Source organism: Mycobacterium asiaticum DSM 44297 (assembly GCF_000613245.1).
GTDB classification, from domain to species: Bacteria; Actinomycetota; Actinomycetes; order Mycobacteriales; family Mycobacteriaceae; genus Mycobacterium; species Mycobacterium asiaticum.
This window is the reverse complement of the sequence record NZ_HG964936.1, coordinates 335405-362181: the sequence shown is the minus strand read 5'-3', so window position 1 is coordinate 362181 and position 26777 is coordinate 335405. Positions and strand designations below refer to the sequence as shown.

27 protein-coding genes and 1 pseudogene are annotated in these 26777 nt (G+C 66.0%); 10 read left to right on the top strand and 18 right to left on the bottom strand.

The annotated features are described in order from the left end of the window. The first annotated feature begins 120 nt into the window (after window positions 1–120). Entirely contained in the window at window positions 121–879 is a 759-nt protein-coding gene (locus BN972_RS01710) for an SDR family oxidoreductase (protein ID WP_036352178.1), read from the top strand. Here BN972_RS01710 and BN972_RS01705 read toward each other — a convergent pair. Together BN972_RS01705 and BN972_RS01700 are read right to left on the bottom strand one after the other, a co-directional pair. Beyond that, window positions 857–2230 carry a L,D-transpeptidase gene (locus BN972_RS01705; RefSeq protein WP_080696654.1) on the bottom strand — a complete coding sequence of 458 codons (1374 nt, stop codon included), beginning with the start codon at window positions 2228–2230 and terminating at the stop codon, window positions 857–859. The two genes, BN972_RS01710 and BN972_RS01705, sit on opposite strands and share 23 nt — an antisense overlap. Before the next feature lie 51 nt (window positions 2231–2281). Beyond that, the gene (locus tag BN972_RS01700; protein ID WP_036352173.1) at window positions 2282–3382 is read right to left on the bottom strand and encodes a UDP-N-acetylmuramate dehydrogenase; all 1101 of its coding nucleotides are present in this window, start codon (window positions 3380–3382) and stop codon (window positions 2282–2284) included. 26 nt (window positions 3383–3408) lie between these two features. On the opposite strand from BN972_RS01700, the gene BN972_RS01695 reads away from it, so the two are divergent. The 3 genes and pseudogenes from BN972_RS01695 (at window position 3409) to BN972_RS01685 (ending at window position 5797) form a co-directional block, all read left to right on the top strand. Continuing rightward, complete coding sequence (locus BN972_RS01695) at window positions 3409–3915, top strand: DUF2505 domain-containing protein (RefSeq protein ID WP_036352170.1); 507 nt, start codon at window positions 3409–3411, stop codon at window positions 3913–3915. Between the two features lie 24 nt (window positions 3916–3939). After that, entirely contained in the window at window positions 3940–4770 is an 831-nt protein-coding gene (locus BN972_RS01690) for a carbon-nitrogen hydrolase family protein (protein ID WP_036352167.1), read from the top strand. After that, window positions 4767–5797: pseudogene (locus tag BN972_RS01685) on the top strand (LmeA family phospholipid-binding protein). The gene BN972_RS01690 and the pseudogene BN972_RS01685 overlap by 4 nt, the downstream one beginning before the upstream one ends. Before the next feature lie 2 nt (window positions 5798–5799). On the opposite strand, the gene deoC reads toward BN972_RS01685, so the two are convergent. From deoC to BN972_RS01655, 6 genes are all read right to left on the bottom strand, one after another. Then, window positions 5800–6480 (bottom strand): deoxyribose-phosphate aldolase, encoded by a 681-nt coding sequence (gene deoC, locus BN972_RS01680; RefSeq protein ID WP_036352164.1) that lies wholly within the window; start codon window positions 6478–6480, stop codon window positions 5800–5802. After that, entirely contained in the window at window positions 6480–6926 is a 447-nt protein-coding gene (locus BN972_RS01675; protein WP_036352161.1) for a DUF2599 domain-containing protein, read from the bottom strand. The genes deoC and BN972_RS01675 overlap by 1 nt, the downstream gene beginning before the upstream one ends. 3 nt (window positions 6927–6929) lie before the next feature. Next, window positions 6930–7220: a DUF2516 family protein gene (locus tag BN972_RS01670; RefSeq protein ID WP_036352158.1), complete on the bottom strand. Its 291-nt coding sequence runs from the start codon at window positions 7218–7220 to the stop codon at window positions 6930–6932. A gap of 90 nt (window positions 7221–7310) precedes the next feature. Beyond that, window positions 7311–7958: a heparin-binding hemagglutinin HbhA gene (hbhA, locus tag BN972_RS01665; RefSeq protein ID WP_036352156.1), complete on the bottom strand. Its 648-nt coding sequence runs from the start codon at window positions 7956–7958 to the stop codon at window positions 7311–7313. A 217-nt stretch (window positions 7959–8175) separates the two neighbouring features. After that, window positions 8176–8592 (bottom strand): helix-turn-helix domain-containing protein, encoded by a 417-nt coding sequence (locus BN972_RS01660; protein ID WP_036352153.1) that lies wholly within the window; start codon window positions 8590–8592, stop codon window positions 8176–8178. An 87-nt stretch (window positions 8593–8679) separates the two neighbouring features. After that, entirely contained in the window at window positions 8680–10047 is a 1368-nt protein-coding gene (locus BN972_RS01655) for a DUF445 domain-containing protein (protein WP_390176190.1), read from the bottom strand. A 107-nt stretch (window positions 10048–10154) separates the two neighbouring features. Here BN972_RS01655 and BN972_RS01650 point away from each other — a divergent pair, with 107 nt between their 5' ends. Both BN972_RS01650 and BN972_RS01645 read left to right on the top strand, forming a co-directional pair. Then, on the top strand, window positions 10155–10901 hold the full coding sequence (locus BN972_RS01650; protein ID WP_390176171.1) for a TetR/AcrR family transcriptional regulator: 747 nt from the start codon (window positions 10155–10157) through the stop codon (window positions 10899–10901). Between the two features lie 248 nt (window positions 10902–11149). Beyond that, window positions 11150–12013 (top strand): cyclopropane mycolic acid synthase family methyltransferase, encoded by an 864-nt coding sequence (locus BN972_RS01645; protein WP_036352147.1) that lies wholly within the window; start codon window positions 11150–11152, stop codon window positions 12011–12013. A 16-nt stretch (window positions 12014–12029) separates the two neighbouring features. Here BN972_RS01645 and BN972_RS01640 read toward each other — a convergent pair whose 3' ends face one another. The 3 genes from BN972_RS01640 to BN972_RS01630 all read right to left on the bottom strand — a co-directional run bounded on the left by BN972_RS01640 (window position 12030) and on the right by BN972_RS01630 (window position 15456). Beyond that, window positions 12030–12845: a 3-hydroxybutyryl-CoA dehydrogenase gene (locus BN972_RS01640; protein ID WP_390176189.1), complete on the bottom strand. Its 816-nt coding sequence runs from the start codon at window positions 12843–12845 to the stop codon at window positions 12030–12032. 244 nt (window positions 12846–13089) lie between these two features. Next, window positions 13090–14376, bottom strand: a complete 1287-nt coding sequence (gene aceA / locus BN972_RS01635; RefSeq protein ID WP_036352141.1) for an isocitrate lyase — start codon at window positions 14374–14376, stop codon at window positions 13090–13092. 285 nt (window positions 14377–14661) lie between these two features. Then, complete coding sequence (locus BN972_RS01630) at window positions 14662–15456, bottom strand: acyl-[acyl-carrier-protein] thioesterase (protein WP_036352138.1); 795 nt, start codon at window positions 15454–15456, stop codon at window positions 14662–14664. A 162-nt stretch (window positions 15457–15618) separates the two neighbouring features. Between BN972_RS01630 and ramB the strand changes: the two genes are divergently transcribed. Next, window positions 15619–17037: an acetate metabolism transcriptional regulator RamB gene (gene ramB / locus BN972_RS01625; RefSeq protein WP_036356230.1), complete on the top strand. Its 1419-nt coding sequence runs from the start codon at window positions 15619–15621 to the stop codon at window positions 17035–17037. Beyond that, window positions 17034–17600 (top strand): carboxymuconolactone decarboxylase family protein, encoded by a 567-nt coding sequence (locus tag BN972_RS01620; RefSeq protein ID WP_036352135.1) that lies wholly within the window; start codon window positions 17034–17036, stop codon window positions 17598–17600. The genes ramB and BN972_RS01620 overlap by 4 nt, the downstream gene beginning before the upstream one ends. 81 nt (window positions 17601–17681) lie before the next feature. On the opposite strand, the gene BN972_RS01615 is transcribed toward BN972_RS01620, so the two are convergent. The 6 genes from BN972_RS01615 to exaC all read right to left on the bottom strand — a co-directional run bounded on the left by BN972_RS01615 (window position 17682) and on the right by exaC (window position 22556). Then, window positions 17682–17954: a hypothetical protein gene (locus tag BN972_RS01615; RefSeq protein ID WP_036352132.1), complete on the bottom strand. Its 273-nt coding sequence runs from the start codon at window positions 17952–17954 to the stop codon at window positions 17682–17684. A gap of 3 nt (window positions 17955–17957) precedes the next feature. After that, on the bottom strand, window positions 17958–19367 hold the full coding sequence (gene lpdA, locus BN972_RS01610) for a dihydrolipoyl dehydrogenase (RefSeq protein WP_036352129.1): 1410 nt from the start codon (window positions 19365–19367) through the stop codon (window positions 17958–17960). A 260-nt stretch (window positions 19368–19627) separates the two neighbouring features. Continuing rightward, entirely contained in the window at window positions 19628–20254 is a 627-nt protein-coding gene (locus BN972_RS01605) for a hypothetical protein (protein ID WP_036352126.1), read from the bottom strand. Continuing rightward, the gene (locus BN972_RS01600) at window positions 20247–20522 is read right to left on the bottom strand and encodes a putative holin (RefSeq protein ID WP_036352124.1); all 276 of its coding nucleotides are present in this window, start codon (window positions 20520–20522) and stop codon (window positions 20247–20249) included. Before BN972_RS01600 ends, BN972_RS01605 begins: the two co-directional genes overlap by 8 nt. A 25-nt stretch (window positions 20523–20547) precedes the next feature. Continuing rightward, the gene (locus BN972_RS01595) at window positions 20548–21033 is read right to left on the bottom strand and encodes a DUF779 domain-containing protein (RefSeq protein ID WP_036352121.1); all 486 of its coding nucleotides are present in this window, start codon (window positions 21031–21033) and stop codon (window positions 20548–20550) included. Further along, window positions 21033–22556: an acetaldehyde dehydrogenase ExaC gene (gene exaC, locus BN972_RS01590; RefSeq protein WP_036352118.1), complete on the bottom strand. Its 1524-nt coding sequence runs from the start codon at window positions 22554–22556 to the stop codon at window positions 21033–21035. The genes BN972_RS01595 and exaC overlap by 1 nt, the downstream gene beginning before the upstream one ends. Window positions 22557–22612: 56 nt before the next feature. Between exaC and BN972_RS01585 the strand changes: the two genes are divergently transcribed. Then, complete coding sequence (locus BN972_RS01585; RefSeq protein WP_036352115.1) at window positions 22613–24640, top strand: prolyl oligopeptidase family serine peptidase; 2028 nt, start codon at window positions 22613–22615, stop codon at window positions 24638–24640. 11 nt (window positions 24641–24651) lie between these two features. Here BN972_RS01585 and BN972_RS01580 read toward each other — a convergent pair whose 3' ends face one another. Further along, window positions 24652–26016 carry a DUF2254 family protein gene (locus tag BN972_RS01580; protein ID WP_036352113.1) on the bottom strand — a complete coding sequence of 455 codons (1365 nt, stop codon included), beginning with the start codon at window positions 26014–26016 and terminating at the stop codon, window positions 24652–24654. 89 nt (window positions 26017–26105) lie between these two features. Between BN972_RS01580 and BN972_RS01575 the strand changes: the two genes are divergently transcribed. After that, window positions 26106–26744: a DedA family protein gene (locus BN972_RS01575; RefSeq protein WP_036352109.1), complete on the top strand. Its 639-nt coding sequence runs from the start codon at window positions 26106–26108 to the stop codon at window positions 26742–26744. The last annotated feature ends 33 nt before the right edge of the window (window positions 26745–26777 follow it).

The following is a 26777-nucleotide window of genomic DNA, read 5'->3' as shown; positions in this document are numbered from 1 at the left end:
TCAGGCGCGGCAAAGTGCGCGACAACAACACGCGCCCGCGCAGAGACACGCGGTCGTCGTGTGGAACGTGACGGTGCAGTACACATCGGAAAATTTAGCACGTTTATTAGAGTTGTCTCGGTGAGACCTTCCGAGACGCGAAATCGAGTAGCGGTGGTAACCGGCGCCAGTTCGGGTATCGGCGAAGCCACCGCGAAAAACCTTGCTGCCCAGGGATTTCACGTCGTCACCGTGGCCCGCCGGGCGGACCGGGTCACTGCGCTGGCAGCGGAGATCGGCGGCACCCCGGTTGTGGCCGATGTCACAAAAGACGAGGACGTGGCTGAGCTGGCCGAGGGATTGGACCGGGTAGATGTGCTGGTCAACAACGCCGGCGGGGCCCCGCGGGCTGCCCCGGTGGCCGAAGCCGACATGGCGCACTGGCGGTGGATGTGGGAGACCAACGTGTTGGGCACCTTGCGGGTGACCCGCGCGCTGCTACCCAAGCTGATCGATTCCGGCGACGGACTCATCGTCACGGTGACTTCCATTGCCGCGCTTGAGATTTACGACGGAGGGGCCGGCTACACGGCGGCCAAACACGCGCAGGGCGCGCTGCACCGCACGCTGCGCGGTGAGCTGCTGGGCAAGCCGGTGCGCCTCACCGAGATTGCTCCCGGCGCGGTAGAGACCGAGTTTTCGCTGGTGCGGTTCGACGGCGATCAGCAGCGCGCGGAGGCCGTTTACACCGGCATGACGCCGCTGGTGGCAAACGACGTGGCCGAGGTGATCGGCTTCGTGGCCTCTCGGCCCCCGCACGTCAACCTGGACCAGATCATCATCCGGCCGCGCGATCAGGCGTCAGCGACCCGTCGGTTCAACCACCTGGACGGGAGCTAGGTGAGGTCGACGTCGTGGTCGGCGTGCCGGACAGACTCGGCGCGTTAGAGGGGGTGGCCGGTGCCGTCACCGGAATCTGGGTGCCCGGTGGGCGCGCGGCCGGCGGCGGCAGCGCCGACATGGACACCCAGGTGTCCCAGTCCACGGCCCAGTCCCAGATGTCGCCGTCGGAGTAGGACAGCTGGATCGAGCTGCCGGTCACCTCGACCGGGTCGCCGTAGATCGCCGTCTGGAAGTACTCCGCGGCGTCGGATGTCGACAGGTTGATGCAACCGTTGGTGACATTGCTGTTGCCCTGCGCGCCGGCGCTCATCGGGTTGGCGTGAATGAACTCGCCGTTGTTGGAGATCCGCACCGCCCAGCGCTCGTGCACGTTGCTGTAGCCCGCGGCCGGGTTGGACATGTAGAAGTCGGCGTACTTCTCGGTGACGACGTGGATGCCGTTGCGCGTCACGTTGCGCGCCTTGTCGGCCTCGCCGTAGCTGCACGGGAAGTCCATGATGACGCCGGCGTCGGTCACCACCTGGATGCGGTGCGACGACACCTCGGCCTTGACCACCTGGCGTCGGCCGATCTGGATGTTCAACGAGAAGTCCTGGGCGCCGTAGGCACCGTCACCGAACGGCAGGCCGTAGAGCTTGGCATTGACGTTGACCGTGGTGCCGGCGGGGTAGTACTCGCGCGGGCGGTAGTGAATGCGGGCGCCCTTTGCTTCGTCGGGCAGCCAGGCCCAGCTCCCCTCCACCGGCGGGTTGGTGGTGACGGTGAGCGCCCGCTCAACGGCGGCCTTATCGGCGATCGGCGCGTCGAACTGGATGATGATCGGCGCCGCGATGCCCACCGTCTGGCCGTCGGCCAGCTGGAACCCGCCGTCGATCTTCTTCTTCGGCGTCACGGTGATGAACTTGCCGGCCACCGGAATGGCCTTGCCGTCATGGCCGACGGCCGAGCCGCTCCAGGTGTAGGTGGTGTCGTATCCCAGCGGCTCGGTGGTCATGAATACCGTGCGGTCCTGGTTGAACGTGCCGGCGACGGGCTTGCCGGCGGAATTGGTCAGCGCGACCCGCTGAAACCAGCCGTCGCTGACCTGGACGCTGATCGGCGCGATCGGCACCACGTCCTCGGTCGCGTCGGCCGGCTGGTAGGTCAGCTTTGGCGCCGGGGGCGGCTTCTTCTCGGCGTGCGGCAGGCTTGTCTTCCCGCCGCAGGCGGCCAGGACGCTGGGTGCGAACACGCCGACACCCAGGGCTGCCAGAGCCCGGCGTCGGTTGATCGCCCCACCATTTCGGGGGGCGCTGGGAGTGCTCACAACAGTTAAAGATACCGGGCGAAACACCCTCTCCCCCACCACAAAGAGCGGCGGCGGGGGGTCGGCAACGTGCCTGAAGTGGCAAACCAGCAGCTACAAGTCGCACCCGACGAGGACCGGCTCGGGTCTCAATGTGATACCAAACACATCACGAACCCCATCCTTCACAGCCCGGGCCAATACCATCACGTCCTCCGCGGTGGCGCCGCCCCGGTTCGTCAGCGCCAGCGCGTGCTTGGTGGACAGCCGGCACGGGGCCGTCTCGTCGTGTGGGTAGCCCTTGCCGAAACCGGCCCGTTCCACCAACCAGCCCGCCGCCAGCTTGACCCCGTCCGGCGCGGGATAGTGCGGAACCTCGCCCTGCGTCTGCTCGGCCAGCCGGGCATAGACCTCCGGGGCGACCACCGGGTTGGTGAAGAACGACCCCACACTCCAGGTGTCGTGGTCGGCGGGATCGAGCACCATGCCTTTGCGGGCCCGCAGCGCCAGCACCGCCGCCCGTACCGCCTGCGGGTCACCCCGCTCGCCGCTGGCGACCCCCAGGGCCGCCGTCAGCTCCCCGTAGCGCAACGGGGCGCTACACCCTGACTCGTCCAGCCCGAACTCCACTTCCAGCACCACGGCCGGCACTCCCAGTCCGTCCGCGCGCTTGAGCACGCTGGTGCGGTAGCCGAAGCCGAGCTCGTCGGGATCGGCCCAGCGCACCTCACTGCTGACGCGATCCAATAACCGCACGCGGGTGATGGTGTCGGAGACCTCGACGCCGTAGGCACCGACGTTCTGCACCGGCGTCGCGCCGGCCGAACCGGGAATGCCGGACAGGCACTCCAACCCGCCCAGGCCCTCCTCGATCGACCGGACCACCACGTCGTCCCACACCGCGCCGGCCTCTGCGCGCAACAGGTTGCCTTCGACGGTGACGCCGGCATTGGCCAACCGCACCGCCGTCAGGTCGGCCAAGCCGTCCCCGAGCACCAGATTGGATCCGCCAGCAAACACCAGGACGGGCCCGCCCGCGCCGTCACGGGATTCGGCGTCGAGCTGCCGCAAAACGGCGATCACCTGATCGCTGCTGTCACAAGTTATTACGCGACGGGCCACCGGACCCACCCGCAACGTCGTCAACGGCGCGAGCGAAACCGACTCTGCGACTCGCGCACCGGCAAAGACTGAACCGGCTTCGCTCGGTTTCATGGCCGCTAACGGTAGCGTGGCCAGCTATGCCGCGTTCATTCGACATGTCGGTCGACTACGAGGGCAGCGTCGCAGAGGTCCATCAGGCGTTCCACGACATCGGGTATTGGGAGGGCAGGCTGGCCGAGACGCCGGTCGACATCGCCACCTTGGAGTCGATGAGGATCGACGACGGGACCATCGAGGTCGTCACGCTGCAGACGGTGCGCAGCAACAACCTGCCAGCTCTGGTCACCCAGTTGCACCGCGGCGACCTGTGCGTGCGTCGCGAGGAGACCTGGGGCCCGCTGCGGGATGACATCGCCACAGCCTCCATCGCCGGATCGATCCTCAGCGCTCCGGTCAATGTGTGGGGAACCGCCGTGCTGGAGCCCAACCCGGACACCGGCGGATCACGGATGACACTGCAGGCGACCGTTCAGGTTCGGGTCCCGTTCATCGGCGGGAAGTTGGAGCGCCTCATCGGCAACGAACTCGGCAACTTGGTAGCTATCGAGCAGCGTTTCACCACATCGTGGATCGCCAGCGGTTAGCGGGCTCGCTCTAAGCTGGCGGTCATGCGCATCGCGTTGGCCCAGATCCTCAGCGGCACCGATCCGGCCGCAAATCTGCAGCTGGTGCGCGAGTACGCCGAGCGTGCCGCGAATGACGGCGCCAAGCTGGTGGTGTTCCCGGAAGCGACGATGTGCCGATTCGGGGTCCCGCTGGCACCGATCGCCGAGCCGCTCGACGGGCCCTGGGCCAACGGTGTCCGGCGCATCGCGCGCGACGCGAACATCACCGTGGTGGCCGGCATGTTCGCCCCCACCAGCGACGGGCGGGTCACCAACACGTTGATCGCGGCGGGGCCCGGCACACCCAACGAGCCGGACGCCCGATACGACAAGATCCACCTCTACGACGCTTTCGGCTTCGCCGAGTCGCGCAATGTCGCGCCCGGGCGCGAACCGGTAGTCATCACCGTCGACGGCGTCGGGGTCGGGTTGACGGTCTGCTATGACGTGCGGTTTCCGGCGCTGTACACCGAGTTGGCCGACCGGGGCGCGCAGTTGATCGTCGTGGCCGCGTCCTGGGGTTCCGGGCCCGGCAAACTCGAGCAGTGGACGCTACTGGCCCGCGCGCGAGCGTTGGACTCCACCAGCTACGTCGCCGCGGCCGGTCAGGCCGACCCGGGCGACTCGGTTAACGGCAAGGGCGCGCCGACCGGTGTGGGTGGCAGCCTGGTTGCCTCCCCGCTGGGCGAAGTCGTGGCATCGGCGGGATCCCAGCCGGAACTGGTGGTTGTTGACCTGGCTCTGGACGCGGTGGACGAGGCGCGGAAGAACATTGCCGTGCTGCGCAACCGCTCAAGCTTTGTTCAGCTTGATAGGGCAGAATCACCTGGGTGACGACTCCGCAGGGACCACGAAACGAAGGCCCATCGGGTTGGGCGCGTCCGGGCGATCAAGGCCCACTCGGCCGACCCCCGGCACCCGGCGCTGGTCCCCAGGGGGGACGGCTACATCCCGGCGGACCCCGGTACCAGCCGCCCCCGGCCAGCCGCAACAGCCGACGGAGGAGCTGGCAGCGGCCAATGCCGACACCAGACGCATTCACACGCCGCCACCCGGCCTGTCAGCCGACCGCACCACACCGATCGGCCGGCCCCAGGACGACGCGGGCGAGGTCAAAAAGAAAAAGCGCAGACTGCGCGATCCGCTGTCGATCCTGCTCGTCTTGATCATCGTGTTCGCGCTGGTAGTCGCGGGGCTCATCGGCACCGAGCTGTACGTGCGCCACGAGGCCAACAACAAGATCGCGGCGGCCGCGGCTTGCGTGACGAAAGACCAGGCGACCGCGTCGTTCGGGGTGACGCCACTGGTGACATGGCAGGTGCTCACCGACCACTACACCAACATCACGGTCGAGACAGCCGGTAACCAGATCCGCGACGCCAAGGGCATGAAGCTGCAGCTCAGCGTCCAGGACATCAAGCTGGACAAGACCCCTGACTCCAAAGGCACGATCGGCGCGATCGACGCCACCATCACCTGGACGTCGCAAGGCATCAAAGAGACCGTGCAGAACGCGATCCCGATTTTGGGCGAGTTCGTCACCAGCAGCGTCACCACCCATCCGCAGGATCAGACCGTAGAGCTCAAGGGGTTGTTGAACGACATCGTCGCCAAGCCCGTGGTGTCCGACGGCGGGTTCAGGCTGGAGATCGTCAGCTTCAACACGCTGGGATTCTCGTTGCCCAAGGAATCCGTGCAGTCCTCGCTGGACGAGTACACCTCCGGCCTGACCAAGAAGTTCCCGCTCGGCATTCGCGCCGACAGCGTGCAGGTCACTGATAGCGGCGTCACGAGTCACTTCTCCAGCCGCAACGCCACCATCCCGGCCGGCGAGACCGATCCCTGCTTCGCCGATCTGTGAGTTCAGCCGCGGCTGAGCCCATCCAGCACGACGCGGGTGCCGGATAGGCCCAACCGGGTGGCGCCTGCGTCCAGCATCGCCAGGGCGTCAGCGGCGGTACGGATGCCGCCGCTGGCCTTGACGCCCAGCCGCCCGCCAACGGTCGCGGCCATTACCTCGACCGCCCGCACGCTTGCCCCGCCGGCGGGATGGAAGCCGGTGGAGGTCTTCACGAAGTCCGCGCCCGCGTGCGCCGCGACCCGGCACACATCGCTCAGCATGCGTTCGTCCGCGTGAGCCAGGATCACAGCCGACTCCACGATCACCTTCAGCACGGCGCCGTCCGTCGCGTCACGCACCGCCACGATGTCTGACCGCACGGCATCGAGCGCGCCGGCCAACGCGGCCCCGACGTCGATCACCATGTCGATCTCGCCCGCGCCGGCGGCCACCGCCGCGGCGGCTTCCCGCGCCTTGATCGCCGACACATGCTTGCCGGACGGAAAACCGGCTACCGCCGCAACCAGGACCTCGCCGCTGTCGACGGCGACCGGCACCATCGACGGCGATACGCAGACCGCGTACGCGCCCAGTTCGGCGGCCTCGCCCACCAGTGCTGCCACGTCGGCAGGAGTGGCCTCCGGCTTGAGGAGGGTGTGGTCGACCAGCGCGGCCAGCTGCTGCCGGCTCGGACTGACCGGCATCAGAACGGTTCTTCCGGGCTGCCGGGGTTGCACCCGGCCGCCACCATCTCGGCGTCGTCGACCACCGGGCGCCAAGGCTCGAGATTCCAGCTGGTCTTCCCGGGCTGCACGGTCTCGGCGAAGCGCCAGTGACAGACGAATTGCGCGCGCATGCCGGGGGTATCGCCGTTGGGTGCCAGCGACAGAACTTCAGCCCAGGCCTCCTCGACGGCCTGCCCATTACCGGAAGTGGACGCGAGGCGCCCCGAGGGCGTCGGGTAGACGCGCAGGCTGGATCCCCGCCCCCAGGACACCCATTCGGTGTGGTCGACGTATGGCGGTGCGTGGCCGGGCCCGGACGAGCCCGCCGAGTCAGCCGCACCGGGATCGGCTGTGGCGGGTACAGCGGATAAGACGCCCGGCATCGAGAGCAGCGCCAACGTCGACGCCAACAGCAGGAATTTCATCCGCTAGTGCGACTTGCCCTGCACTTCGAGGAGCTTCGGCCGGACGTCCACCAGATATACGCCCGTCGCAACGGCAGCAAGCGCCACCCCAAGCACCCCGAACACAACGCCAAGGATCGAGGAGAGCGCCACCGCGCCGCCGAGCATCACCAGCCACACTGGCTTGGTGAGCTTTTCGGCCGCGGTGTACGCGTCGGAACGCTGCATAGCCGCATGCACGAACGCATACACCGCCGTCACCAAGACAGCGACCTGCAAGACGTAGAGGACGATACTCACGGCGCGCACGCCCATAAGACTATGCGGGCCACGCTGGAAACGTCGACTCCGGGCCACCCCAGCTGGGGCGACCCGGAGTCGAGCGGAGTCTCTCGGATCCCCGAGTTACTTCTGGGTGACCTTCTTGGCCGCAGCCTTCTTGGCCGGGGCCTTCTTGGCCGGGGCCTTCTTGGCGGGAGCCTTCTTGGCGGCCGGAGCCGGCGCAGCCTTCTTGGCCGGCGCGGCGGCCTCAGCCTTCTTCGGCAGCTCGATGCCGACCAGCTTGGCGGCCCGCTCACCCACGGCGCGCGTCTGGGTCGCAACGGTGCCCAGCGCCTCCTGGGTCAGCTCGACAGCCTGGTCGACGTACCCCTCGGCACGCGCGGAGGCGTCCTCGAACGCCGACTGGCTGCGGAGCCGCTCGAGAGCGGCCTCGCCGCGCTCGACCAGTTCGTTGTACCGGCTGGTGGCGGCCTCCACGTAGCCCTCGGCGGCCTTGCGCAGCTCCTCGGCGGTGAAGCGCTCACGCAGCTCGCTGAACTGCTCGGGGAGGTCCTCCTGCAGCTTGGTCAGGCGAGCACGGCTCTCCTCGACGCGGCTGCGAGTGTCGGTGCGGGTCTCTTCGGCGCGCTCGCGCAGGTTGGTACGGGTCTCCCCGGCGCGCTCCCGCAGGGTCACGATCAGGTCATTGACGGTGGCCAGAGCCAGGTCGGCCGCGCCAAGCGCAGCAAGCAGCGGAGCCTTGAGGTCCTCGATGTTCGTGTTCTCAGCCATGATGTTTCCTTTCTCTGTTTTCGATATCGGCGTTATTTCCTGAAAGGTTTGGAAGTTGGTGCAAGTGGCGGCTCCCAGAGAGTTCCTAGGGGACCTAAGAGGGGAGTCAAGACCCGCTTATTGACATTGGCTCGCGACTTGCAGAAAACCTCCTGATTGGCCGGGTCGCTTGATGGTCTGTAGTCGATCGAGGCGCGCTGCCGAAACGATCGACCGATCAGCCTTCGATCTGTTCGGTGCCAGAATCGCCCTGACACTGCGCACCATTGGCCTCGTTCTGCTGCAGGAACGACTCGTAGGTATCCAGCAGCACCTGCTTCTGGGTTTCGGTGATCGCCGTGTCGGTGACGATCGCGTCGCGGACCTGGCTGGAATCGCGCGGTTCGAGGATCCCGGCTTGCACGTAGAGAACCTCGGCCGAGACCCGCAGCGCCTTGGCGATCTGGCGCAAGACGTCGGCCGACGGCTTGCGCAGGCCGCGCTCTACCTGACTCAGATAAGGGTTGCTGACACCCGACCTTTCGGCCAGCTGACGCATCGATACCTGTGCCGTCTCACGCTGCGCCCTGATGAAGCTACCGATGTCAGAAGCCTTGGTGGACACCTTGGTGCCCAGCTTCTCCTCCGGCGGCATTGGTGCACTCCTCGTTGGTGGTTGTTTGCTTACGGCCACCAGGCTACGGAGGAGTGCTTGCTATTGCAAGCGCATGTTAGCACCGTCTCAGAACAGCAACTGGGCGATGGTATAGATCGCCAGGCCCGCCAACGCGCCGACGACGGTCCCGTTGATGCGGATAAACTGCAGGTCACGGCCCACATGCAGCTCGATCCGACGGCTTGCCTCCTGGGCATCCCACCGCTCGATCGTCTCGGTAATGATCGCTGTGATCTCTACCCCATATTGCGAAACCAGGTGCTGGGCGCCGCGCACCATCCAGTTGTCGACCTTGTCCCGCAGATCGGCATCGTCGCGCAGCGACTCACCGATCTGGATCACGGCGTCGGCGATGCGGCTGCGTAGTGCGCTGGACGGGTCGTCCACGCCCTCGAGGACCAGACGCTTGAGCGTCTTCCACGCGGTCGCGGCGGCATTGGCCACCTCTTCGCGCGCCATCAACTGCTCCTTGACGGCATCGGCACGGGCGATGGTGTCCGGGTCGTTTTGCAGGTCGTCAGCGAACTCGAACAGGAACCGGGTCGCCGAGCGGCGCAGTTCGTGATCGGGATTGCGACGCACCTTGTCGGTGAAGTCCATCAGCTCGCGGTGGATGCGATCCCCGACCAGATGATCGACGAACCGGGGGGACCAGGTCGGCGAGTCGCGCTCCACGACGCGCTGAATCACCACGCCGGCGTTGAGCGACCATTGGAACGCCCGATCGGCCAGCAGTTGAATCAATGCCTCCTGGCGGTTCTCGGCCAGCAGAGTCTGCAGGACGCGACCCACCGGCGGGCCCCACTGCGGTTCGGCGATGCGCCGCACGATCATCCGGTCGATCACCTGTTGGACGTCTTCGTCCCGCAACAGCTCGACCAGCACCCGCAGGACCGTTGACGTCTCGGCGGCCACCCGCTGGGCGTGTGCCGGTTCGGCCAGCCACTTGCCCAGCCGGCTGGGCACTTCGGCATCGCGCAGCTTGGTCTCGACGACTTCGGGGGACAGGAAGTTCTCCCGCACGAAGGTGCCCAGACCCTCCCCGAGCTGGTCTTTCTTGCGTTTGATGATCGCCGTGTGCGGGATCGGGATTCCGAGTGGATGCTTGAACAGAGCGGTGACGGCGAACCAGTCCGCCAGCGCACCCACCATGCCGGCCTCCGCGGCGGCCCCGACGTAGCCGACCCACGCGGGCGCGGTGCCGTGCGCATTGGCCCACCGGCAAGCCAGAAACACCACGGTGGCGCCGACCAGGAAGCTCAGCGCCACCACCTTCATCCGGCGCAGTGCGGTCCTGCGCTCGGCGTCGGCTCCGGCGTCGGCCCCGGCGAACGACTCCGCCAACGAGGGCCGGTTCTGCCGCCCGCCGGGTGATCCCGCGCCGGGACCGGGTCCCCGCACCGGGCCCGGGCTATCGGCTCTGTGTGCCACCACACCATCATCCGTCATCGAAACCACCGGTTAGTGTTACCCACACTGTTCACAAGCACTCACGCGCGCCTTGGGATCGGCACAGAGCGCCCCTGCAAGCCGTAGTATCGATGCGTCTATGTAGTGAATGGGAAATCGCGACAGTGGCACAACAACTCCCGGCTCGGGCCGCCAAGACCGATGGCCGAAAGCGGCGTTGGCACCAACATAAGGTGGACCGACGCAACGAGTTGGTGGACGGCACGATCGAAGCGATCCGTCGGCAGAGCCGATTTTTGAGCATGGACGAGATTGCCGCGGAGATCGGCGTATCCAAGACGGTGCTTTACCGCTACTTCGTCGACAAAAACGACCTGACGACGGCTGTGATGATGCGGTTCGCCCAGACCACCCTGATTCCCAACATGGCCGCGGCGCTGTCGTCGAACCTGGACGGCTACGACCTGACCCGCGAGGTGATCCGGGTTTACGTCGAGACCATGGCCGCCGAGCCGGAGCCGTACGGCTTCGTGATGGCCAACAGTTCGGGCAGCAAGAGCAAGGTGATCGCGGACTCCGAGCGGATCATCGCGCGGATGATCGCGGTGATGCTGCGCCGCCGCATGCAGGAGGCGGGCCTGGACACCGGCGGCGTCGAGCCCTGGGCCTACCTGATCGTCGGTGGGGTTCAATTGGCCACCCACTCCTGGATGTCGAATCCGAGGATGAGCAGCGACGAACTGATCGACTATCTGACGATGCTGAGCTGGAGCGCGCTGTGCGGAATCGTCGAAGCGGGCGGATCGCTGGAGAAGTTTCGGGCACAGCCGCATCCGTCGCCGATCGTGCCGGCGTGGCAGCAGCAACGGGAGGGTTAGCGCTCCGCGTTCGGCCGTGTGACATTTGCCATGGCGCGAAGGACCGATGCCCGGCCTGTTTCCGGTATGTAACGGCAGCCCACCGGCTTGGACGCCGGCTCGCTGTGAATCCACTGGCGGGCGGCGCCACGATGACGAGGGGGACGCACACATCCGCAGCGGCTAGCATGCATGGAATGCACCGGGCGGTGCGCGGCATCCGAGGCTCGTGAGCGCGCACCCCGGTAAACAGAAAGGCTGAAATCGTTATGGCCGTGCAGCTCACGCCGCATTTCGGCAACGTTCAGGCGCATTACGACCTGTCCGATGAATTTTTCCGGCTGTTCCTCGACCCGACCCAGACCTACAGCTGCGCGTACTTCGAGCGTGACGATATGACCCTGGAAGAGGCGCAGCTGGCCAAAATCGACCTGGCCTTAGGCAAACTGAACCTCGAGCCGGGGATGACGCTGCTCGACATCGGCTGCGGCTGGGGCGCGACCATGCGCCGGGCCATCGAAAAGTACGACGTGAACGTAATCGGCCTCACCCTGTCCGAGAACCAGGCCGCGCACGTCCAGCAGAAGTTTGACGAGCTCGACACTCCGCGCTCGACCCGGGTGTTGCTGGAGGGCTGGGAGAAGTTTCACGAGCCGGTGGACCGGATCGTCAGCATCGGGGCGTTCGAGCACTTCGGACGGCAGCGCTATCCCCGGTTCTTCAAGATGGCCAACGAAGTGCTGCCTAGCGACGGCGTCATGCTGCTGCACAGCATCGTGCGTCCCACATTCAAGGAAGCGCGGGCCAAAGGCCTGTCGCTGACCCACGAGATCGTTCACTTCAGCCAGTTCATCCTGGCCGAGATCTTTCCAGGCGGATACCTGCCGACGGTCCCGGTGGTCGAAGAGCACTCCGCGTCAGCGGGTTTCACCTTGCAGCGAATCCAGTCGCTGCAACAGCACTACGCGCGGACCTTGGAGATCTGGGCCGCGGCGCTGGAAGCCAGACGGGACCAGGCGATCGCCATCCAGTCGGAGAAGATCTACGACCGGTACATGAAGTACCTGACCGGCTGCGCGAAGCTGTTCCACGAGGGCTACACCGACGTCTGCCAGTTCACCCTGGCGAAGTAATGGCTCAGGTAGCTCTTCAGTAGGTGTAGAAACCCTGGCCGGACTTCTTGCCCAGCAAACCGGCCTCGACCATGCGCAGCAGCAGCGGCGGTGGGCCGTAGTGCGGTTCCTTGAACTCTTCGTAGAGCTTGTCCGCAATCAGCTTGAGGGTGTCCAGCCCGACGAGATCGGACAGCTTCAGCGGCCCCATCGGGTGTGAAAGCCCAGCCACCACTGCCTTGTCGACGTCTTCGACGGTGGCGAAGCCCGCCTCGACCATCCGGATCGCGGAGAGCAGGTAGGGCACCAACAGCGCGTTGACCACAAAACCCGATCGATCCGAACAACGGACGACCTGTTTGCCGAGCACCTCGCTGGCAAACTGCTCGACACGCGCGGCGGCGACTTCGTCGGTGACCAGCGTGCTGACCAGCTCGACCAGCGGCAGCACCGGAACGGGATTGAAGAAGTGCAGGCCCAACACCCGCTTGGGGTTCTGGGTGGCGGCGGCGATCTTCATGATCGGGATGCTGGAGGTGTTCGAGGCCAGCACTGCGTCGGGGTCAGTGATCACCCGGTCGAGTTCGGCGAACAGCCCCGCCTTGACCGCCTCGTCCTCGATGACCGCCTCGATCACGAGCTGCCGGTCGGCCAGGTCAGCGAGATCGGTGGTGAACGTCAGCAGGCTCAGCGCGCTTTCGCGCTCCCGCTCGGTGACCTTGCCGGCGCTGACACCGCGCTCCAGGGACTTGGTGATGCGGTTGCGCCCAGCGGTCACCAGCGCTTCGGTGGTTTCGAACACCGTCACCGCGACGCCCGCGCGCACCGACACCTCAGCGATGCCGGAGCCCATCTGTCCTGCGCCGATCACACCGACCCGCTGAATTGCTGTGTCGCTCACTGCTTTATCTCGATTCTCCGATATTTCGAATTGTGCTGCACCGCAATAGGCCCCGCCCAGGGTTGCTGGGCGGGGCCTATGCTACTTCAGCGCCGGCCGAGGGTCGCCCGGCGCGGCACTGGCCTCTTGCGAGCAGACGCAGAATCGCAGCTAATGGGCTGCAACAGTGCGATTCTGCGTCTGCTCGGCAACTAACTCAGTGGAACTGGCCCTCTTCGGTCGAGCCGGCCAGAGCCGTGGTCGACGAGGTCGGGTCCACCGTGGTGGCGATGCGGTCGAAGTAACCCGCACCCACCTCGCGCTGGTGCTTGGTGGCGGTGTAGCCACGGCTCTCGGCGGCGAACTCGCGCTCCTGCAGCTCGACGTAGGCGCTCATCTGCTTGCGGGCGTAGCCGTGGGCGAGATCGAACATCGAGTAGTTCAGGGCGTGGAAGCCGGCCAGCGTGATGAACTGGAACTTGAAGCCCATCGCACCGAGCTCCTTCTGGAACTTCGCGATGGTGTCGTCGTCGAGGTGCTTCTTCCAGTTGAACGACGGCGAGCAGTTGTAGGCCAGCAGCTGGTCCGGGAACTCGCTCTTGACGCCCTCGGCGAACTTCTTGGCCAGCTCCAGGTCCGGAGTACCGGTCTCCATCCAGATCAGGTCGGAGTACGGCGCGTAGGCCTTGGCACGCGCGATGCAGGGCTCGAGGCCGTTCTTGACCCGGTAGAAGCCCTCGCTGGTGCGCTCGCCGGTGATGAACGGGCGGTCCCGCTCGTCGACGTCGGAGGTGATCAGCGTGGCGGCCTCAGCGTCGGTACGGGCGATGACGACGGTGGGAACACCGGCGACGTCGGCCGCCAACCGGGCGGAGGTCAGGGTGCGGATGTGCTGCTGGGTGGGGATGAGCACCTTGCCACCAAGGTGGCCACACTTCTTCTCCGACGCGAGCTGGTCCTCCCAGTGCGAACCGGCGACACCGGCGGCGATCATCGCCTTCTGCAACTCGTAGACGTTCAGCGCGCCACCGAAGCCGGCCTCACCGTCGGCGACGATCGGGGCCAGCCAGTTGTCAACGGAGGTGTCACCCTCGACCTTCGCGATCTCGTCGGCGCGCAGCAGCGCGTTGTTGATGCGACGGACGACCTGCGGCACCGAGTTGGCCGGGTACAGGCTCTGGTCGGGGTAGGTGTGGCCGGACAGGTTCGCGTCCCCGGCGACCTGCCAACCGGACAGGTAGATGGCCTTGAGGCCGGCACGCACCTGCTGGACGGCCATGTTGCCGGTCAGCGCGCCCAGCGCGTTGACGAAGTCCATCTCGTGCAGCTGCTCCCAGAGCACCTCGGCGCCGCGGCGGGCCAGGGTGTGCTCCTCGACGACGTGCCCCTGCAGCGCGACGACGTCCTGCGGCGTGTAGGTGCGGGTGACGCCCTTCCAGCGGGGGTTGTGGTCCCAGTCGTGCTGAATCGCCTCAGCGCTCTTCGGGGTGCCAACTTCGGACATGGCTGCTCCTAACGGTAATTCCGTACTGATTGCGAATGGCCACCGCCATCCGGACCGGACAGGAAGCTTCAGGCTCAACTTCCCTCTGAACTTCACTGGTGTGCTAACACGACCTTGGCACAGTGCATTCCCGCAGGTCTACCCATTTAACTTGCGAATTTAGTTATGACTTCTGGTCATTTTGCGAATCTTGCGAAGGCACCGTTTTACTTAACCGTTTCAGATGCTACCCACTGGTAACAAAAATCCGCAGGTCAGCGGGGATTTAACGGGACAATCGTACGGTTAGAGTGAGAACAGCGCGGCGACGGCCTTCGTCTCGTCGCCGACCGCATATGTGAGCGTTGTAACAGTGCGGTCGGCCAGGCCGGGTCCGAACTTCTCGGTCGAGCCGGCCGGATGAATGTGAGAGATGATCTCCAATTTGTCGCCCAGCGCCACCGGCGCCTCGTGCTCGATGGTGACCCGCAAGGGTGCGTCCAAGAGCTCGGTGTGCGAGGCGAGGTAGTCCTCGACCACGCTCCAGTAGACGGAGTTGTTCATGTGGTCGAACAGGTCGATGTCGGTGACGCGGACGGGAAACTCATGGATCTCGGTGGCGTCTTCGCGACCGCCGGGCTTCAGGTAACCCTTCCATCGAAGCCGGTCCACCGAGGTGGTCTTGTGCAGACCCGCGAGGAAATCGTCGGCGATACGCGAGGGCATCTGGGTCTCACGGTTGATGTTGATCCAGAACGCCTCGGACTCGATCAGCCCGCCCTTGCGGCCGTCAATCCTGACCCGCATCTCACACCAGCGATTCGAGGTGCCCGAACACCAGCGCCGGCAGCGGAGCATGTCCTGGAACTCGATTGGACGGATCAGGTCGACCATGGTGCGGCGCACGATCCACAGCGGGTGGGTTTCCTCGAACCCCATCTCGCGCAATTGGTCCTGGCCGATGTCCTGGATGTGCCGGCATGCCGCGTCGAGCCGCAGCCGGCCCGTGCGGTCGATGTCGCCAACTCGAAGCGGCCATTCACGATCGAAGACGTCGGGGTGACCGTCGGGCACCGGCATTAACTTTTTGTCCAGGCTCACGGCGCTGCTCCCATTTCCTCCTCGTGTGAACCCCCGGTTTACCCGGAGACGTCGATGCGAATCATGCCAACGACCGCCCGCAAAAACCAAACGGCATCCCAGTCCGCTGGCCATGCCAAGTCTGCGAAGCGCGTCTTCGCAAACCCCGGTAAGCTGCTCAAAGTGTCCAAGACGTTCGTGGGAGCACGCATTCGCCAGCTGCGCAGCGAGCGCGGGTTCAGCCAGGCGGCGCTGGCGCAGATGCTGGACATTTCGCCGAGCTATCTCAACCAGATCGAGCACGACGTCCGTCCCCTGACCGTGGCCGTGTTGTTGCGGATCACCGAGGTGTTCGGCGTCGACGCGACGTTCTTCGCGTCCCAGGACGACACCCGACTGGTCGCCGAACTCCGCGAAGTGACGATGGACCGCGACCTGGACATCGACGTCGACCCCACCGAGATCGCCGAGATGGTCAACGCTCACCCGGCGCTGGCGCGGGCCGTCGTGAACCTGCACCGGCGCTACCGGATCACCACGGCGCAGCTGGCCGCGGCCACCGAGGAGCGCTACTTCGACGGCAGCAGTGGCAGCGGGTCCATCACCATGCCGCACGAAGAGGTGCGCGACTACTTCTACGAACGCCAGAACTACCTGCACCAGCTCGACACCGCGGCCGAAGAGCTGACCGTCAAGATGCGATTGCATCACGCCGACCTGGCTCAAGAGCTGACGCGCAGACTCACCGAGGTGCATGGGGTGCACATCACCAGGCGCATCGACCTGGGCGACAAAGTGCTGCACCGGTTCGATCCCACTACGAAAACGCTGGAGATCAGCAACCACCTGGCCTGGGGACAGCAAGTGTTCAAGATGGCCGCCGAGTTGGCGTATCTGGAATTCGGCGACCTGATCGACGGTCTGGTCGAGGAGGGCAAATTCACCAGCGACGAATCCCGCAAGCTGGCCCGGCTGGGACTCGCCAACTACTTTGCCGCGGCGACGGTGCTGCCCTACCGGCAATTCCACGACGTCGCCGAGAACTTCCGCTACGACGTCGAGCGCCTGTCGGCGTTCTATGCGGTGAGCTATGAGACCATTGCGCACCGGCTTTCGACGCTGCAGCGCCCCTCGGTGCGTGGTGTGCCGCTGTCCTTCGTCCGGGTCGACCGGGCTGGAAACATGTCAAAGAGGCAGTCCGCCACGGGTTTTCACTTCTCTTCCACCGGCGGCACCTGCCCGCTGTGGAACGTCTACGAAACCTTCGCCAACCCCGGCAAGATCCTGGTACAGATCGCGCAGATGCCTGACGGCCGCAATTACATGTGGGTGGCCCGCACCGTCGAACGGCGCGCGGCCCGGTATGGTCAGCCCGGAAAAACCTTCGCGATCGGGCTCGGTTGCGAACTGCGCCACGCGCACCGGCTCGTCTACTCGGAAGGACTCGACTTGTCGGGTGACATTGCGACACCGATCGGCGCGGGTTGCCGAGTCTGCGAACGCGACAACTGTCCACAGCGGGCCTTTCCTGCGCTCGGGCGCGCGCTCGATATCGACGAGCACCGCAGCACCGTGTCGCCTTACCTGGTGCGTCAGGCATGAGTGGCAACCAGGTCGCGCGCATCCCGTCGGGCCGGTTCCGTCAACTCGGTCCGATCAACTGGGTGGTGGCCAAGCTGGCCGCCCGCAAGGTGCGGGCACCGGAGATGCACCTGTTCACCACGTTGGGTTCGCGCCAGTCGCTGTTTTGGACCTGGGCGGTCTACTCCGCACGCCTGATGCGGGGGCGGTTGCCGACGATCGACACTGAATTGGTGATCCTGCGGGTGGCGCACCTGCGGTCCTGCGAGTACGAGCTACAGCACCATCGCGGGATGGCGCTGAAGGCGGGGCTGGATGCGCAGACCCAGGCCGCGATCTTCGCCTGGCCGGACACACCCGACGGTGACGGTCCCCGCCGGGTGCTCAGCGCGCGCCAGAAGGCGCTGCTGGCCGCGACCGACGAGCTGATCAAGAACCGCACCATCACCGACGCGACCTGGCGCGAGCTGGCCAGCCACCTCAACCGAGCGCGGTTGATCGAATTCTGTTTGCTCGCAACCCAGTACGACGGCCTGGCGGCCACCATCTCCGCGCTGGCGATACCGCTGGACAACCCTCAGTAGCACCGCGCCGAGCGTGGCGGCTGTGGCGGCGCGAGCCTAGTTTGTCATGCGCAAGGCCCACGGTCGGCTAGCACAAAGAGCTCAGAGATAGAGGTTGGCCAGCACCGCCAATGTCAGTGTGACGGGGGCGATCGGCAGCCCGAACACGAACGCCGACCACCCGTACTTGCGGCGCCACCGCATCAACAGACCGCCGATCACCGCGCCGACCGCCAACGCCACGGAGAGCACCAGCACCGCCAGGCTCCACTTGCTCACCGTGGTGACGTCGTCGCCGACGGTGATGGCCGCCAGCCAGAAGATGTAGCCGGCGATCAGCCCGCCGATCGCGCCGATAACGGTCTCGGTCCGCATGCTTTAGAAGTTGATCATGTGACCGACCAGGCCGTGGAAGCACTCCTGTAGCGCCTCGGACATGGTCGGGTGCGTGTGCACGTTGCGGGCCAGTTCGGTTGCGGTGAGGTCCCACTTCTGGGCGAGGGTGAGCTCCGGCAACAGCTCGGACACGTCGTGGCCGACCAGGTGCCCGCCGATCAATTCGCCGTACTTGGCGTCGGCGATCAGTTTGACGAAGCCGCTCGGGTCCCCGACGCCGTGTGCCTTGGCATTTGCGGTGAAAGGGAACTTCGCGACCACCACGTCGTAGCCCTCGTCGCGAGCCTGTTGTTCGGTGAGTCCGAAGCTGGCCACGTTTGGCTGGCAGAACGTGGCGCGCGGCATCATGCGGTAGTCGCCGAGCGCCAAAGTCTCTGCGCCGGCAATGGTTTCGGCGGCTACCACGCCCTGGGCCTCGGCCACGTGCGCGAGCTGCAATTTAGCGGTGACGTCGCCGATCGCATAGATGTGCGAGACGCTGGTCTGCATGTAGTCGGTGATGCCGATGGCCTTGCGGTCGGTCAGCTCGACGCCCGCCTTGTCCAGGCCGTAGCCCTCGACATTGGGCGCAAACCCGATGGCCTGCAACACCTTTTCGGCCTTAAGCTCGTCGGACTTACCGTCCTTGCTGATGCTGACGGTGACCCCGCCTTCGCTAGAGCCGCTGTCAGTTATCGATTCGACTTTGGTGCCGGTCAGGATCTTGACGCCGAGTTTCTTGAACGCTCTCTCGATCTCCTTGGACGCGTCGGCGTCCTCGTTGGGCAGCGCGCGGGGCAGGAACTCGACGATGGTGACGTCGACGCCGTAGTTCTTCAGCACGTAGCCGAACTCCATGCCGATGGCGCCGGCGCCGGCGATGATGATCGACTTCGGCAGCTCGCGGGTCAGGATGAGCTTCTCGTAGGTCACCACGTTCTCCGACAGCGACGTGCCTGGGACGAGTCGGGTGCTGCTGCCGGTGGCGATGATGGCGTGGTCGAACGTGACCTCTTCGGTCCCGCCGTCGTCGTTGAGTTCCACCGCCAGCGTGTGCGAATCGGTGAATCGGCCGTAGCCGTGAATCTCGGTGATCTTGTTCTTCTTCATTAGGAAGTGCACGCCGGCCACCCGGCCCTCGGCCACCTTGCGGCTGCGGTCGTAGGCCACTCCGAAGTCGAAGGTGGCCTCCCCGCTGATGCCGAAGACCTTGGCTTCCTTGGTGAAGATGTGCGCCAGTTCGGCGTTGCGCAGCAACGCCTTCGACGGGATGCAGCCGACGTTGAGGCAGACCCCGCCCCAGTACTTGGGCTCGACGATTGCGGTGTTCAGGCCGAGTTGTGCGGCGCGAATGGCCGCCACATATCCGCCGGGACCTGCTCCGAGAACGACGACGTCATAGTGAGAAGTCACCAGTTCACCCTAGTGGTGATCGCCAGCGCCGCGAAGCGCGGCGCAGCGGCTCACCACCATCGGGCCCCGTGGTGATCGCCAGCGCCGCGAAGCGGGGCGCAGCGGGTCACCACCATCGGGCCCCGTGGTGATCGCCAACGCCGCGAAGCGGGGCGCAGCGGCTCACCGCCATCGGGCCCCGTGGTGATCGCCAGCGCGGCGAAGCGGGGCGTAGTCCCGCCGCAAGCGGGAGGTGCCCCCAGGTCACCACCTATTGAGACTCAGTACGGGAGCACGCCCATCAAACACGGAGTCGTCACCCGCTCGCAGTAATAGGACCCATACAGCGGTGCCGCCGCGGCCACGGAGGCGAATGGTGCCGACATCACAGCGATCGACAGCGCGGCAATCAGCGGTTTGCCTTTCACCATCGCCAGGACCGGCCCAGCCACCGAGCAGGCCATGACGTAGACGAACACCGCGAACACCGGCGGCGTCTTGTCGAGGGTGTGGTACCACCAGTAGTACAAACTCAGCCCGAACACCGCGGCGAAAAACCACACACCGAGTAGCACCAACATCAACTTCCACCACTTCAGGTAGAGGTAGCGACCCGGGACGACGACCGGACCCGGTGTCTCGGCCGTCGCGTCCGGCACCGCCGGGGCGGCCACCGGTGCGGGCTGCTCCTGCGGCTCCGGCTCGGCCTTCTTGGCCGGCTCGTCCAGGCCTGGCAATGGGAGAACCGGCTGGGAGTCCGTGTCGTCGAAGTTCGGCACGAACGGCACCGAAGGCTCGCCGGCGTCGTACTCCGCGGCCAGCGGCACCTCACCGCTGTCGAAGTCCGGTACGAAGGGTTCGGTTCCCGGGCTCGAGACGCGTTCGTCGTCCGCCTTGTCGTCAGCCACCGGCGACGACCCGCAACGCGACCAGCATGCCCAGCCAACCGGGCGACAACGCGAGGATCCCCGCGCCGAGCATCGTCACCCACCGACGTCCGGAGAACAAGATCACCGACAGCCCGATCAGGCTCGGGATCCCGACGACCAGGGCAATTGCCACATCCGGACGCATCCGGTGCACCAGCAGGCTGGAGACGACGCCGAGCAGTTGCCCAACCGCACTCCCGATCAGCAGGGCGCTGGCCAGCAGCCACGCACGCGGAAGCGGAATCACGGTGTACGACTTTACTGAGTCTCCGCTACGGGATCGGGCACGTTCCCGGCGCGTCCGGCGCGTCCCGCGGATCCACCACGAAGCCACGTACCGAGGGTCGCTCACCGCGTTCGTAGGCCGCTCCGGTGATCACCGGAGCGGCCTGTACCAACTGCTTCTCGGCGTCGCTGTAGACCCGCCCGCGACTGAGAAACCGCACCCCTTCGGGTGCCTCCAGGCTGAACCCGCCGCCCCGTCCGGGCACCAGGTCGATGACCAGTTGGGTGTGTTTCCACGTCTGGTACTGCGGACCCGAGATCCAAACGGGCACACCCTCCTCCCCCACGTCGAGCACGCCCAACAGGACGTCGCGGTCGCCGACCAGGAAGTCGCCGCGCGGGTAACACATCGGCGAAGACCCGTCACAGCAACCGCCGGACTGGTGGAACATCACCGGGCCGTGCCGTTCCTGCAGGCGAGTCAGCAGCGCGGCCGCCCCGGTGGTGATGAGCGCCCCGGGCGGAGCGTCCATCAGAAGAATCCCAGCGCCTTGTCGGAGTAGGAGGTCAGCAAATTCTTGGTCTGTTGGTAATGCTCGAGCGCCATCTTGTGGCCCTCGCGACCGAAGCCCGACTGCTTGTAGCCGCCGAAGGCTGAGTGCGGCGGATAAACGTGGTAGCAGTTCACCCACACCCGTCCGGCCTTGATCTCCCGGCCGGCTCGGTAGGCGGTGTTGCCGTCCCGGCTCCACACTCCCGCGCCGAGGCCGTACAGGGTGTCGTTGGCGATCCCCATCGCGTCGGCGTAGGTGTCAAACGGCGTCACCGCCACCACCGGGCCGAAGATCTCCTCCTGGAAGATCCGCATCTTGTTGTTTCCGGTGAAGATCGTCGGCTGTACGTAGTAGCCGCCGGACAGGTCGCCGCCCAGCTCGGCGCGCTCGCCGCCGGTGATGATCTTCGCGCCCTCACCCTTGCCGATCTCGATGTACGACAGGATCTTTTCCAGCTGGTCGTTGGAGGCCTGCGACCCGAGCATCGTCTCGGTGTCCAGCGGGTCGCCCTGGCGGACCGCTTTGGTGCGGATGGCCGCCAGTTCCAGGAACTCGTCGTGAATTTCGGACTGGATCAGGCTGCGCGACGGGCACGTGCACACCTCGCCCTGATTGAGGGCGAACATCGTGAAGCCTTCCAGCGCCTTGTCCTGGAAGTCGTCGTTGGCCGCCATCACGTCGGAGAAGAAGATGTTCGGGCTCTTGCCGCCAAGTTCCAGGGTGACCGGGATCAGGTTTTGCGAGGCGTACTGCATGATCAGTCGCCCTGTGGTGGTTTCCCCGGTGAAGGCGATCTTGGCGATCCGGTCGCTGGAGGCCAACGGTTTCCCGGCTTCGGCGCCGAATCCGTTGACGATGTTGACGACGCCGGGCGGCAGCAGATCACCGATCAGGGACATCAGGAACAGGATCGAGGCCGGGGTCTGTTCGGCCGGCTTGAGCACGATCGCGTTGCCCGCCGCCAGCGCTGGTGCCAGCTTCCAGGCGCCCATCAGGATCGGGAAGTTCCACGGGATGATCTGCCCGACGACGCCGAGCGGTTCGTGGAAGTGATAGGCCACCGTGTCCTCGTCGATCTGGGACAAGGCGCCCTCCTGGGCGCGAATCGCCGCCGCGAAGTAGCGGAAATGGTCGGCGGCCAACGGGATGTCGGCGGCGATGGCCTCGCGGACCGGTTTGCCGTTGTCCCACACCTCCGCGACGGCCAACGCGTGCGCGTTCGCATCGATGCGGTCCGCGATCTTGTTCAGGATGGCCGCGCGCTCTGCGGGCGAGGTCTTGCCCCACGCGGGCGCGGCGGCGTGCGCCGCATCGAGCGCCTTCTCGATGTCGGTTTCATCGGAGCGGGGGATCTCGCAGAACGGCTGACCGGTGACCGGTGTGGGGTTCTCGAAGTAGCGGCCCGCCGCGGGCGCGACCCACTCGCCGCCGATGAAGTTCCCGTACCGCGATTCGTAGGACATGAGCGCCCCGGAATCACCCGGACGTGCAAAGACAGGCATCTCTCGGCTCCTCTTTCGGTTCATGTAATACAGCTCACAGTACCGCCGGGACCACAATGGCAGCCATGGCATCTGACGCTGAAGACCCGTACCTCTGGCTCGAGGAAGTCACCGGTGACGAGGCCCTCGACTGGGTCCGCGCCCGCAACGAGCCGACCAAGGCGCAGTTCTGCGACGACGACTTCGAGACGATGCGCGTGCAGGCGCTGGAGGTGCTCGACACCGACGCCCGGATTCCCTACGTGCGCCGGCGCGGCGACTACTTGTACGACTTCTGGCGCGACGCCACCAACCCGCGCGGGCTGTGGCGGCGTACCACGCTGGATAGCTACCGCACCGATTCTCCGGAATGGGACGTCCTCATCGATGTCGACGAACTGGGCCGGGCCGACGGCAGAAACTGGGTGTGGGCCGGGGCGGACGTCCTCGAACCGGAGCTCACCCGTGCACTGATCAGCCTGTCCCCCGGCGGGTCGGACGCGGTGATCGTGCGCGAATTCGACATGCGGACACGCGAATTCGTCAGCGACGGGTTCGAATTGCCGGAAGCCAAGTCGCAGACCGGCTGGGACGACCCGGACACCGTGCTGGTGGGCACCGACTTCGGGCCGGACTCGTTGACCGAGTCCGGTTACCCGCGGATCCTCAAGCGGTGGCGCCGCGGCACACCGCTGACAGACGCCGAGACTGTCTTCGAGGGAGCCCGCACCGACGTCAGCGCCGGTGGTTCCACTGACCGCACACCGGGATTCGAACGCACCTTCGTCGGGCGCTCGCTGGACTTCTGGAACCGGCAGCGTTACGAGCTGCGGGGCGCGGAACTGGTTTCCATCGATGTCCCGACTGACGCCAGCAGCATCTCGGTGCACCGCGAGTGGCTCCTGATCGAGCTGCGCACGGACTGGTCCGTCGGGGGGACGACGTACCGCGCCGGTTCCCTGCTGGCCGCTAACTATGACGAATTCCTCGGTGGCGCACGGAATTTACAGGTAGTTTTCGAGCCGGACGAGCACACCTGCCTGTACCACTACGCATGGACCAAGGACCGGCTGCTGCTCGTTTCGCTGGCCGACGTCGCCAGCCGAGTCGATATCGTCAGCCCGGGGACTTGGCAGCGCGAACCGGTCCAGGGCCTGCCAGAGTCGACCAACACCGTGGTCGTTGCCGCCGACGACACCGGCGACGAGTTCTTCCTGGATTCCAGCGGGTTCACGGCACCGTCCCGCCTGTTGCGTGGCACGGGCGCGGAAGCATTAGAGCAGATCAAATCCGCGCCGTCGTTCTTCGATGCCGAAAACATATCCGTGACACAACATTTCGTGGCATCGAAGGACGGGACACCGATCCCTTATTTCGTGGTGCGCCCCGATGACAGCCAAGGGCCGACCCCCACCCTGCTCTATGGTTATGGCGGGTTCGAGACGTCGAACACGCCGGGTTACAGCGGAGTGCTGGGCCGTTTGTGGCTCGCGCGTGGCGGCACCTACGTGCTGGCCAACATCCGCGGCGGCGGTGAGTACGGACCGGGCTGGCACACCCAGGCGATGCGCGAGGGCCGGCACAAGGTGGCCGAGGACTTCGCCGCCGTGGCAGACGATCTGGTGGCGCGCGGCATCACCACCGTTGACCAACTCGGCGCCCAGGGAGGCAGCAACGGTGGACTGCTGATGGGCATCATGCTGACCAAGTACCCGGAGAAATTCGGCGCGCTGGTCTGCAGTGTGCCGCTGCTCGACATGAAGCGCTACCACCTGCTGCTGGCCGGAGCCTCCTGGGTGGCCGAGTACGGCGACCCCGACAACCCCGACGACTGGGCGTTCATCTCCGAATACTCGCCATACCAGAACATTTCGGGCGATCGGAAGTACCCGCCGATACTGATGACCACGTCCACGCGCGACGACCGGGTGCATCCGGGGCATGCCCGCAAGATGACGGCCGCCCTGGAGGCACTCGGCCAACCGGTCTGGTATTACGAGAACATCGAGGGCGGCCACGGCGGCGCGGCCGACAATGAGCAGCTCGCATTCAAATCTGCGTTGAGTTACTCGTTCCTGTGGCGGACGCTGGGCCGCCGGTCGTAGTCGTCGCGCCCTCAGCCCGGCAATCGGCCGTTCAGTCGCGCCTCGACCCGCTGCAGTTCGGATGCCGCATCGCTGTGGCCATATTCCGAAAGCACCCTGCCCAGTCCGGTCAGGGCACGGTCGAGGTCGGCGGTGAAGGGGTGCCGGGTCGCCGTAGGCAGCGCGTAACGCAGCTGCGCGACCGCTTTACGCTGGTCGTCCCCGGACAGCTGTGGGATGGCCTTGGCGAACACGTCCAGCACCCGGGCACAGGTTTGATGCTGGCCTCCGTTGATCGCACCGACCGCGATGCTCGACAACGCCGCCAGCACCTCGGGAATCGTGCGGTCGGTGTACACGATCGGCAGCGGCCGTTCGCCGTTGCCGGTCGCGGCCGCCGATACGGACTCGCGCGCCCAGCGGGCCAGCAGCACGTGCAGCCCGTCGACGGTCACCAGCGCGGCCTCCGGATCCCGTTGTGTCGCAGCGGCCCACCCCATGCTGGCCAACTGGTGCACACCGTAGGACGGCTCACGGTCCAGTTGCCGCTCTCTGCCGCAGCGCAACGCATCCAGGACGGCATCAACCAGCCGGGCGCGTTCGTCGGCGTTCTCGGCCCGCACGGTGGCCAGCTCCGATCCGGTGACGAAGTGACTGCCCAGCCTGGCGATGAACTCGATCTCGGCGTCGCCCTGCGCCGAATCCAGCGCGCGCCGCAAGGTGTCCAAGTGGATGTCAACCAGATATCCGCTGCACTCGGACCGGACGGTGACCGCCGGCAGGTGCTCGAGCTGCGGCTCGTGCCGCATCCGGCCCAACCAGTTCAACTGCTGGGTGCGGGTGGCGATGGTGTGCTGCACGATGCGCTCCACCACCGAAGGCGGCCGCAGCTGGTCGAGCACCAGGTAGCCGAACACCACCAGCCCCGCCAGTGCGAGCACGCTGAGCAGCAGGGCGCTGGCGGTGCTGAACACAGCGTGCTCGGGATCGACCAGGGCGAGCACCACCACGTAGTACGCCGAGAGACCGGCGAAATACCCGAAGAACGCTTGGTTGACGCGGCGGCGCAGGAACTGCTCCACCACCACCCAGGTGAACACGTCCGCCATCCGGTGCACCAGGGTGAGCAGCAGCACAAAGGTGATGGTCATCAGCGTGAGCATCCCCGGCGCGACGGTGCGCAGCATCGACTGGTTTTCCTGCGGCGGCGCCAATTTGGACAGCGCGTGCGCGGCGGGTTTGAGCCATTCGGCATCCGAGCCGTCCAGCACGCTGGTGATCACCGCGAGCACGATGAATCCCGCGATGATGGCCAGCGGCACCGAGAGAAACTCTTGAAGCGCCCGCCGCAACCCGCTTTCGCGCCGCGGCCGGGCCGTTCCTGCCGTCGGGCGCATATCCGCTTACCTACCCGTTCGAGCCGGCGCCGAACCGATCCTGACCGTCGCAACGTCTAGTCGTCGCGATCTTCGGGCACCCTAGGCTGATGTCCTCGCAGCTGCCCGGAGTCTTCCAGTCGTTCGCCCCAACGCTCGACCGATACGGGTACGCGGCGGTGGTCCTGCTGGTCGGGTTGGAAGGGATCGGCATCCCGTTGCCGGGCCAGATCATCCTCATCGCCGCGGGAATCTATGCCGGCGCCGGTGAGCTGAGCCTGGCTCTGGTATTGATCGCCGGGTTGCTGGCCGCCGTGTGCGGCGACAACAGCGGCTACGCCATCGGGAGGTTCGGTGGCCGGGCGCTGGTGTTGCGCTTCGGCCGCTACGTATTTTTGACCGAGAAGCGCCTAGCGGCGACGGAACGTTTCTTCGGCCGACGCGGCGTGTTCGTCGTGCTGATCGGCCGGTTCGTGGACGGACTGCGGCAAGCGAGCGGGATCGTCTGCGGACTGGCCCGGATGAGGTGGCGGCGGTATCTGGCCTACAACGCGCTGGGCTCAACCGTTTGGGTCGCTGTCTGGGTGTTCGCCGGCTATCTGGCCGGCAGTCACATCGCGGCGCTGTATGCCGTTGTCTCGCATCACGCGAAGTACTTGCTGGTCGGGCTTGCCGTACTCGTTGTGGGCGGGCTGGCCGGCTGGGCCATCAAGCGCCGTGCCAACCGGCGGGCCGCGGCCGAATGCTGACCTGCGGCGCTTGACACTCCCGTCCGCCCCGGC

Coding starts and splice junctions, on each gene's coding strand:
- BN972_RS01700 (WP_036352173.1), bottom strand. CDS start 3,382: ATGAAACCGAGCGAAGCCGGTTCAGTCTTTGCCGGTGCGCGAGTCGCA.
- BN972_RS01695 (WP_036352170.1), top strand. CDS start 3,409: ATGCCGCGTTCATTCGACATGTCGGTCGACTACGAGGGCAGCGTCGCA.
- BN972_RS01690 (WP_036352167.1), top strand. CDS start 3,940: ATGCGCATCGCGTTGGCCCAGATCCTCAGCGGCACCGATCCGGCCGCA.
- deoC (WP_036352164.1), bottom strand. CDS start 6,480: ATGCCGGTCAGTCCGAGCCGGCAGCAGCTGGCCGCGCTGGTCGACCAC.
- BN972_RS01675 (WP_036352161.1), bottom strand. CDS start 6,926: ATGAAATTCCTGCTGTTGGCGTCGACGTTGGCGCTGCTCTCGATGCCG.
- BN972_RS01670 (WP_036352158.1), bottom strand. CDS start 7,220: ATGGGCGTGCGCGCCGTGAGTATCGTCCTCTACGTCTTGCAGGTCGCT.
- hbhA (WP_036352156.1), bottom strand. CDS start 7,958: ATGGCTGAGAACACGAACATCGAGGACCTCAAGGCTCCGCTGCTTGCT.
- BN972_RS01660 (WP_036352153.1), bottom strand. CDS start 8,592: ATGCCGCCGGAGGAGAAGCTGGGCACCAAGGTGTCCACCAAGGCTTCT.
- BN972_RS01650 (WP_390176171.1), top strand. CDS start 10,155: ATGCGTCTATGTAGTGAATGGGAAATCGCGACAGTGGCACAACAACTC.
- BN972_RS01645 (WP_036352147.1), top strand. CDS start 11,150: ATGGCCGTGCAGCTCACGCCGCATTTCGGCAACGTTCAGGCGCATTAC.
- BN972_RS01640 (WP_390176189.1), bottom strand. CDS start 12,845: ATGGGCTCCGGCATCGCTGAGGTGTCGGTGCGCGCGGGCGTCGCGGTG.
- aceA (WP_036352141.1), bottom strand. CDS start 14,376: ATGTCCGAAGTTGGCACCCCGAAGAGCGCTGAGGCGATTCAGCACGAC.
- BN972_RS01620 (WP_036352135.1), top strand. CDS start 17,034: ATGAGTGGCAACCAGGTCGCGCGCATCCCGTCGGGCCGGTTCCGTCAA.
- BN972_RS01615 (WP_036352132.1), bottom strand. CDS start 17,954: ATGCGGACCGAGACCGTTATCGGCGCGATCGGCGGGCTGATCGCCGGC.
- BN972_RS01595 (WP_036352121.1), bottom strand. CDS start 21,033: ATGGACGCTCCGCCCGGGGCGCTCATCACCACCGGGGCGGCCGCGCTG.
- exaC (WP_036352118.1), bottom strand. CDS start 22,556: ATGCCTGTCTTTGCACGTCCGGGTGATTCCGGGGCGCTCATGTCCTAC.
- BN972_RS01585 (WP_036352115.1), top strand. CDS start 22,613: ATGGCAGCCATGGCATCTGACGCTGAAGACCCGTACCTCTGGCTCGAG.
- BN972_RS01580 (WP_036352113.1), bottom strand. CDS start 26,016: ATGCGCCCGACGGCAGGAACGGCCCGGCCGCGGCGCGAAAGCGGGTTG.
- BN972_RS01575 (WP_036352109.1), top strand. CDS start 26,106: ATGTCCTCGCAGCTGCCCGGAGTCTTCCAGTCGTTCGCCCCAACGCTC.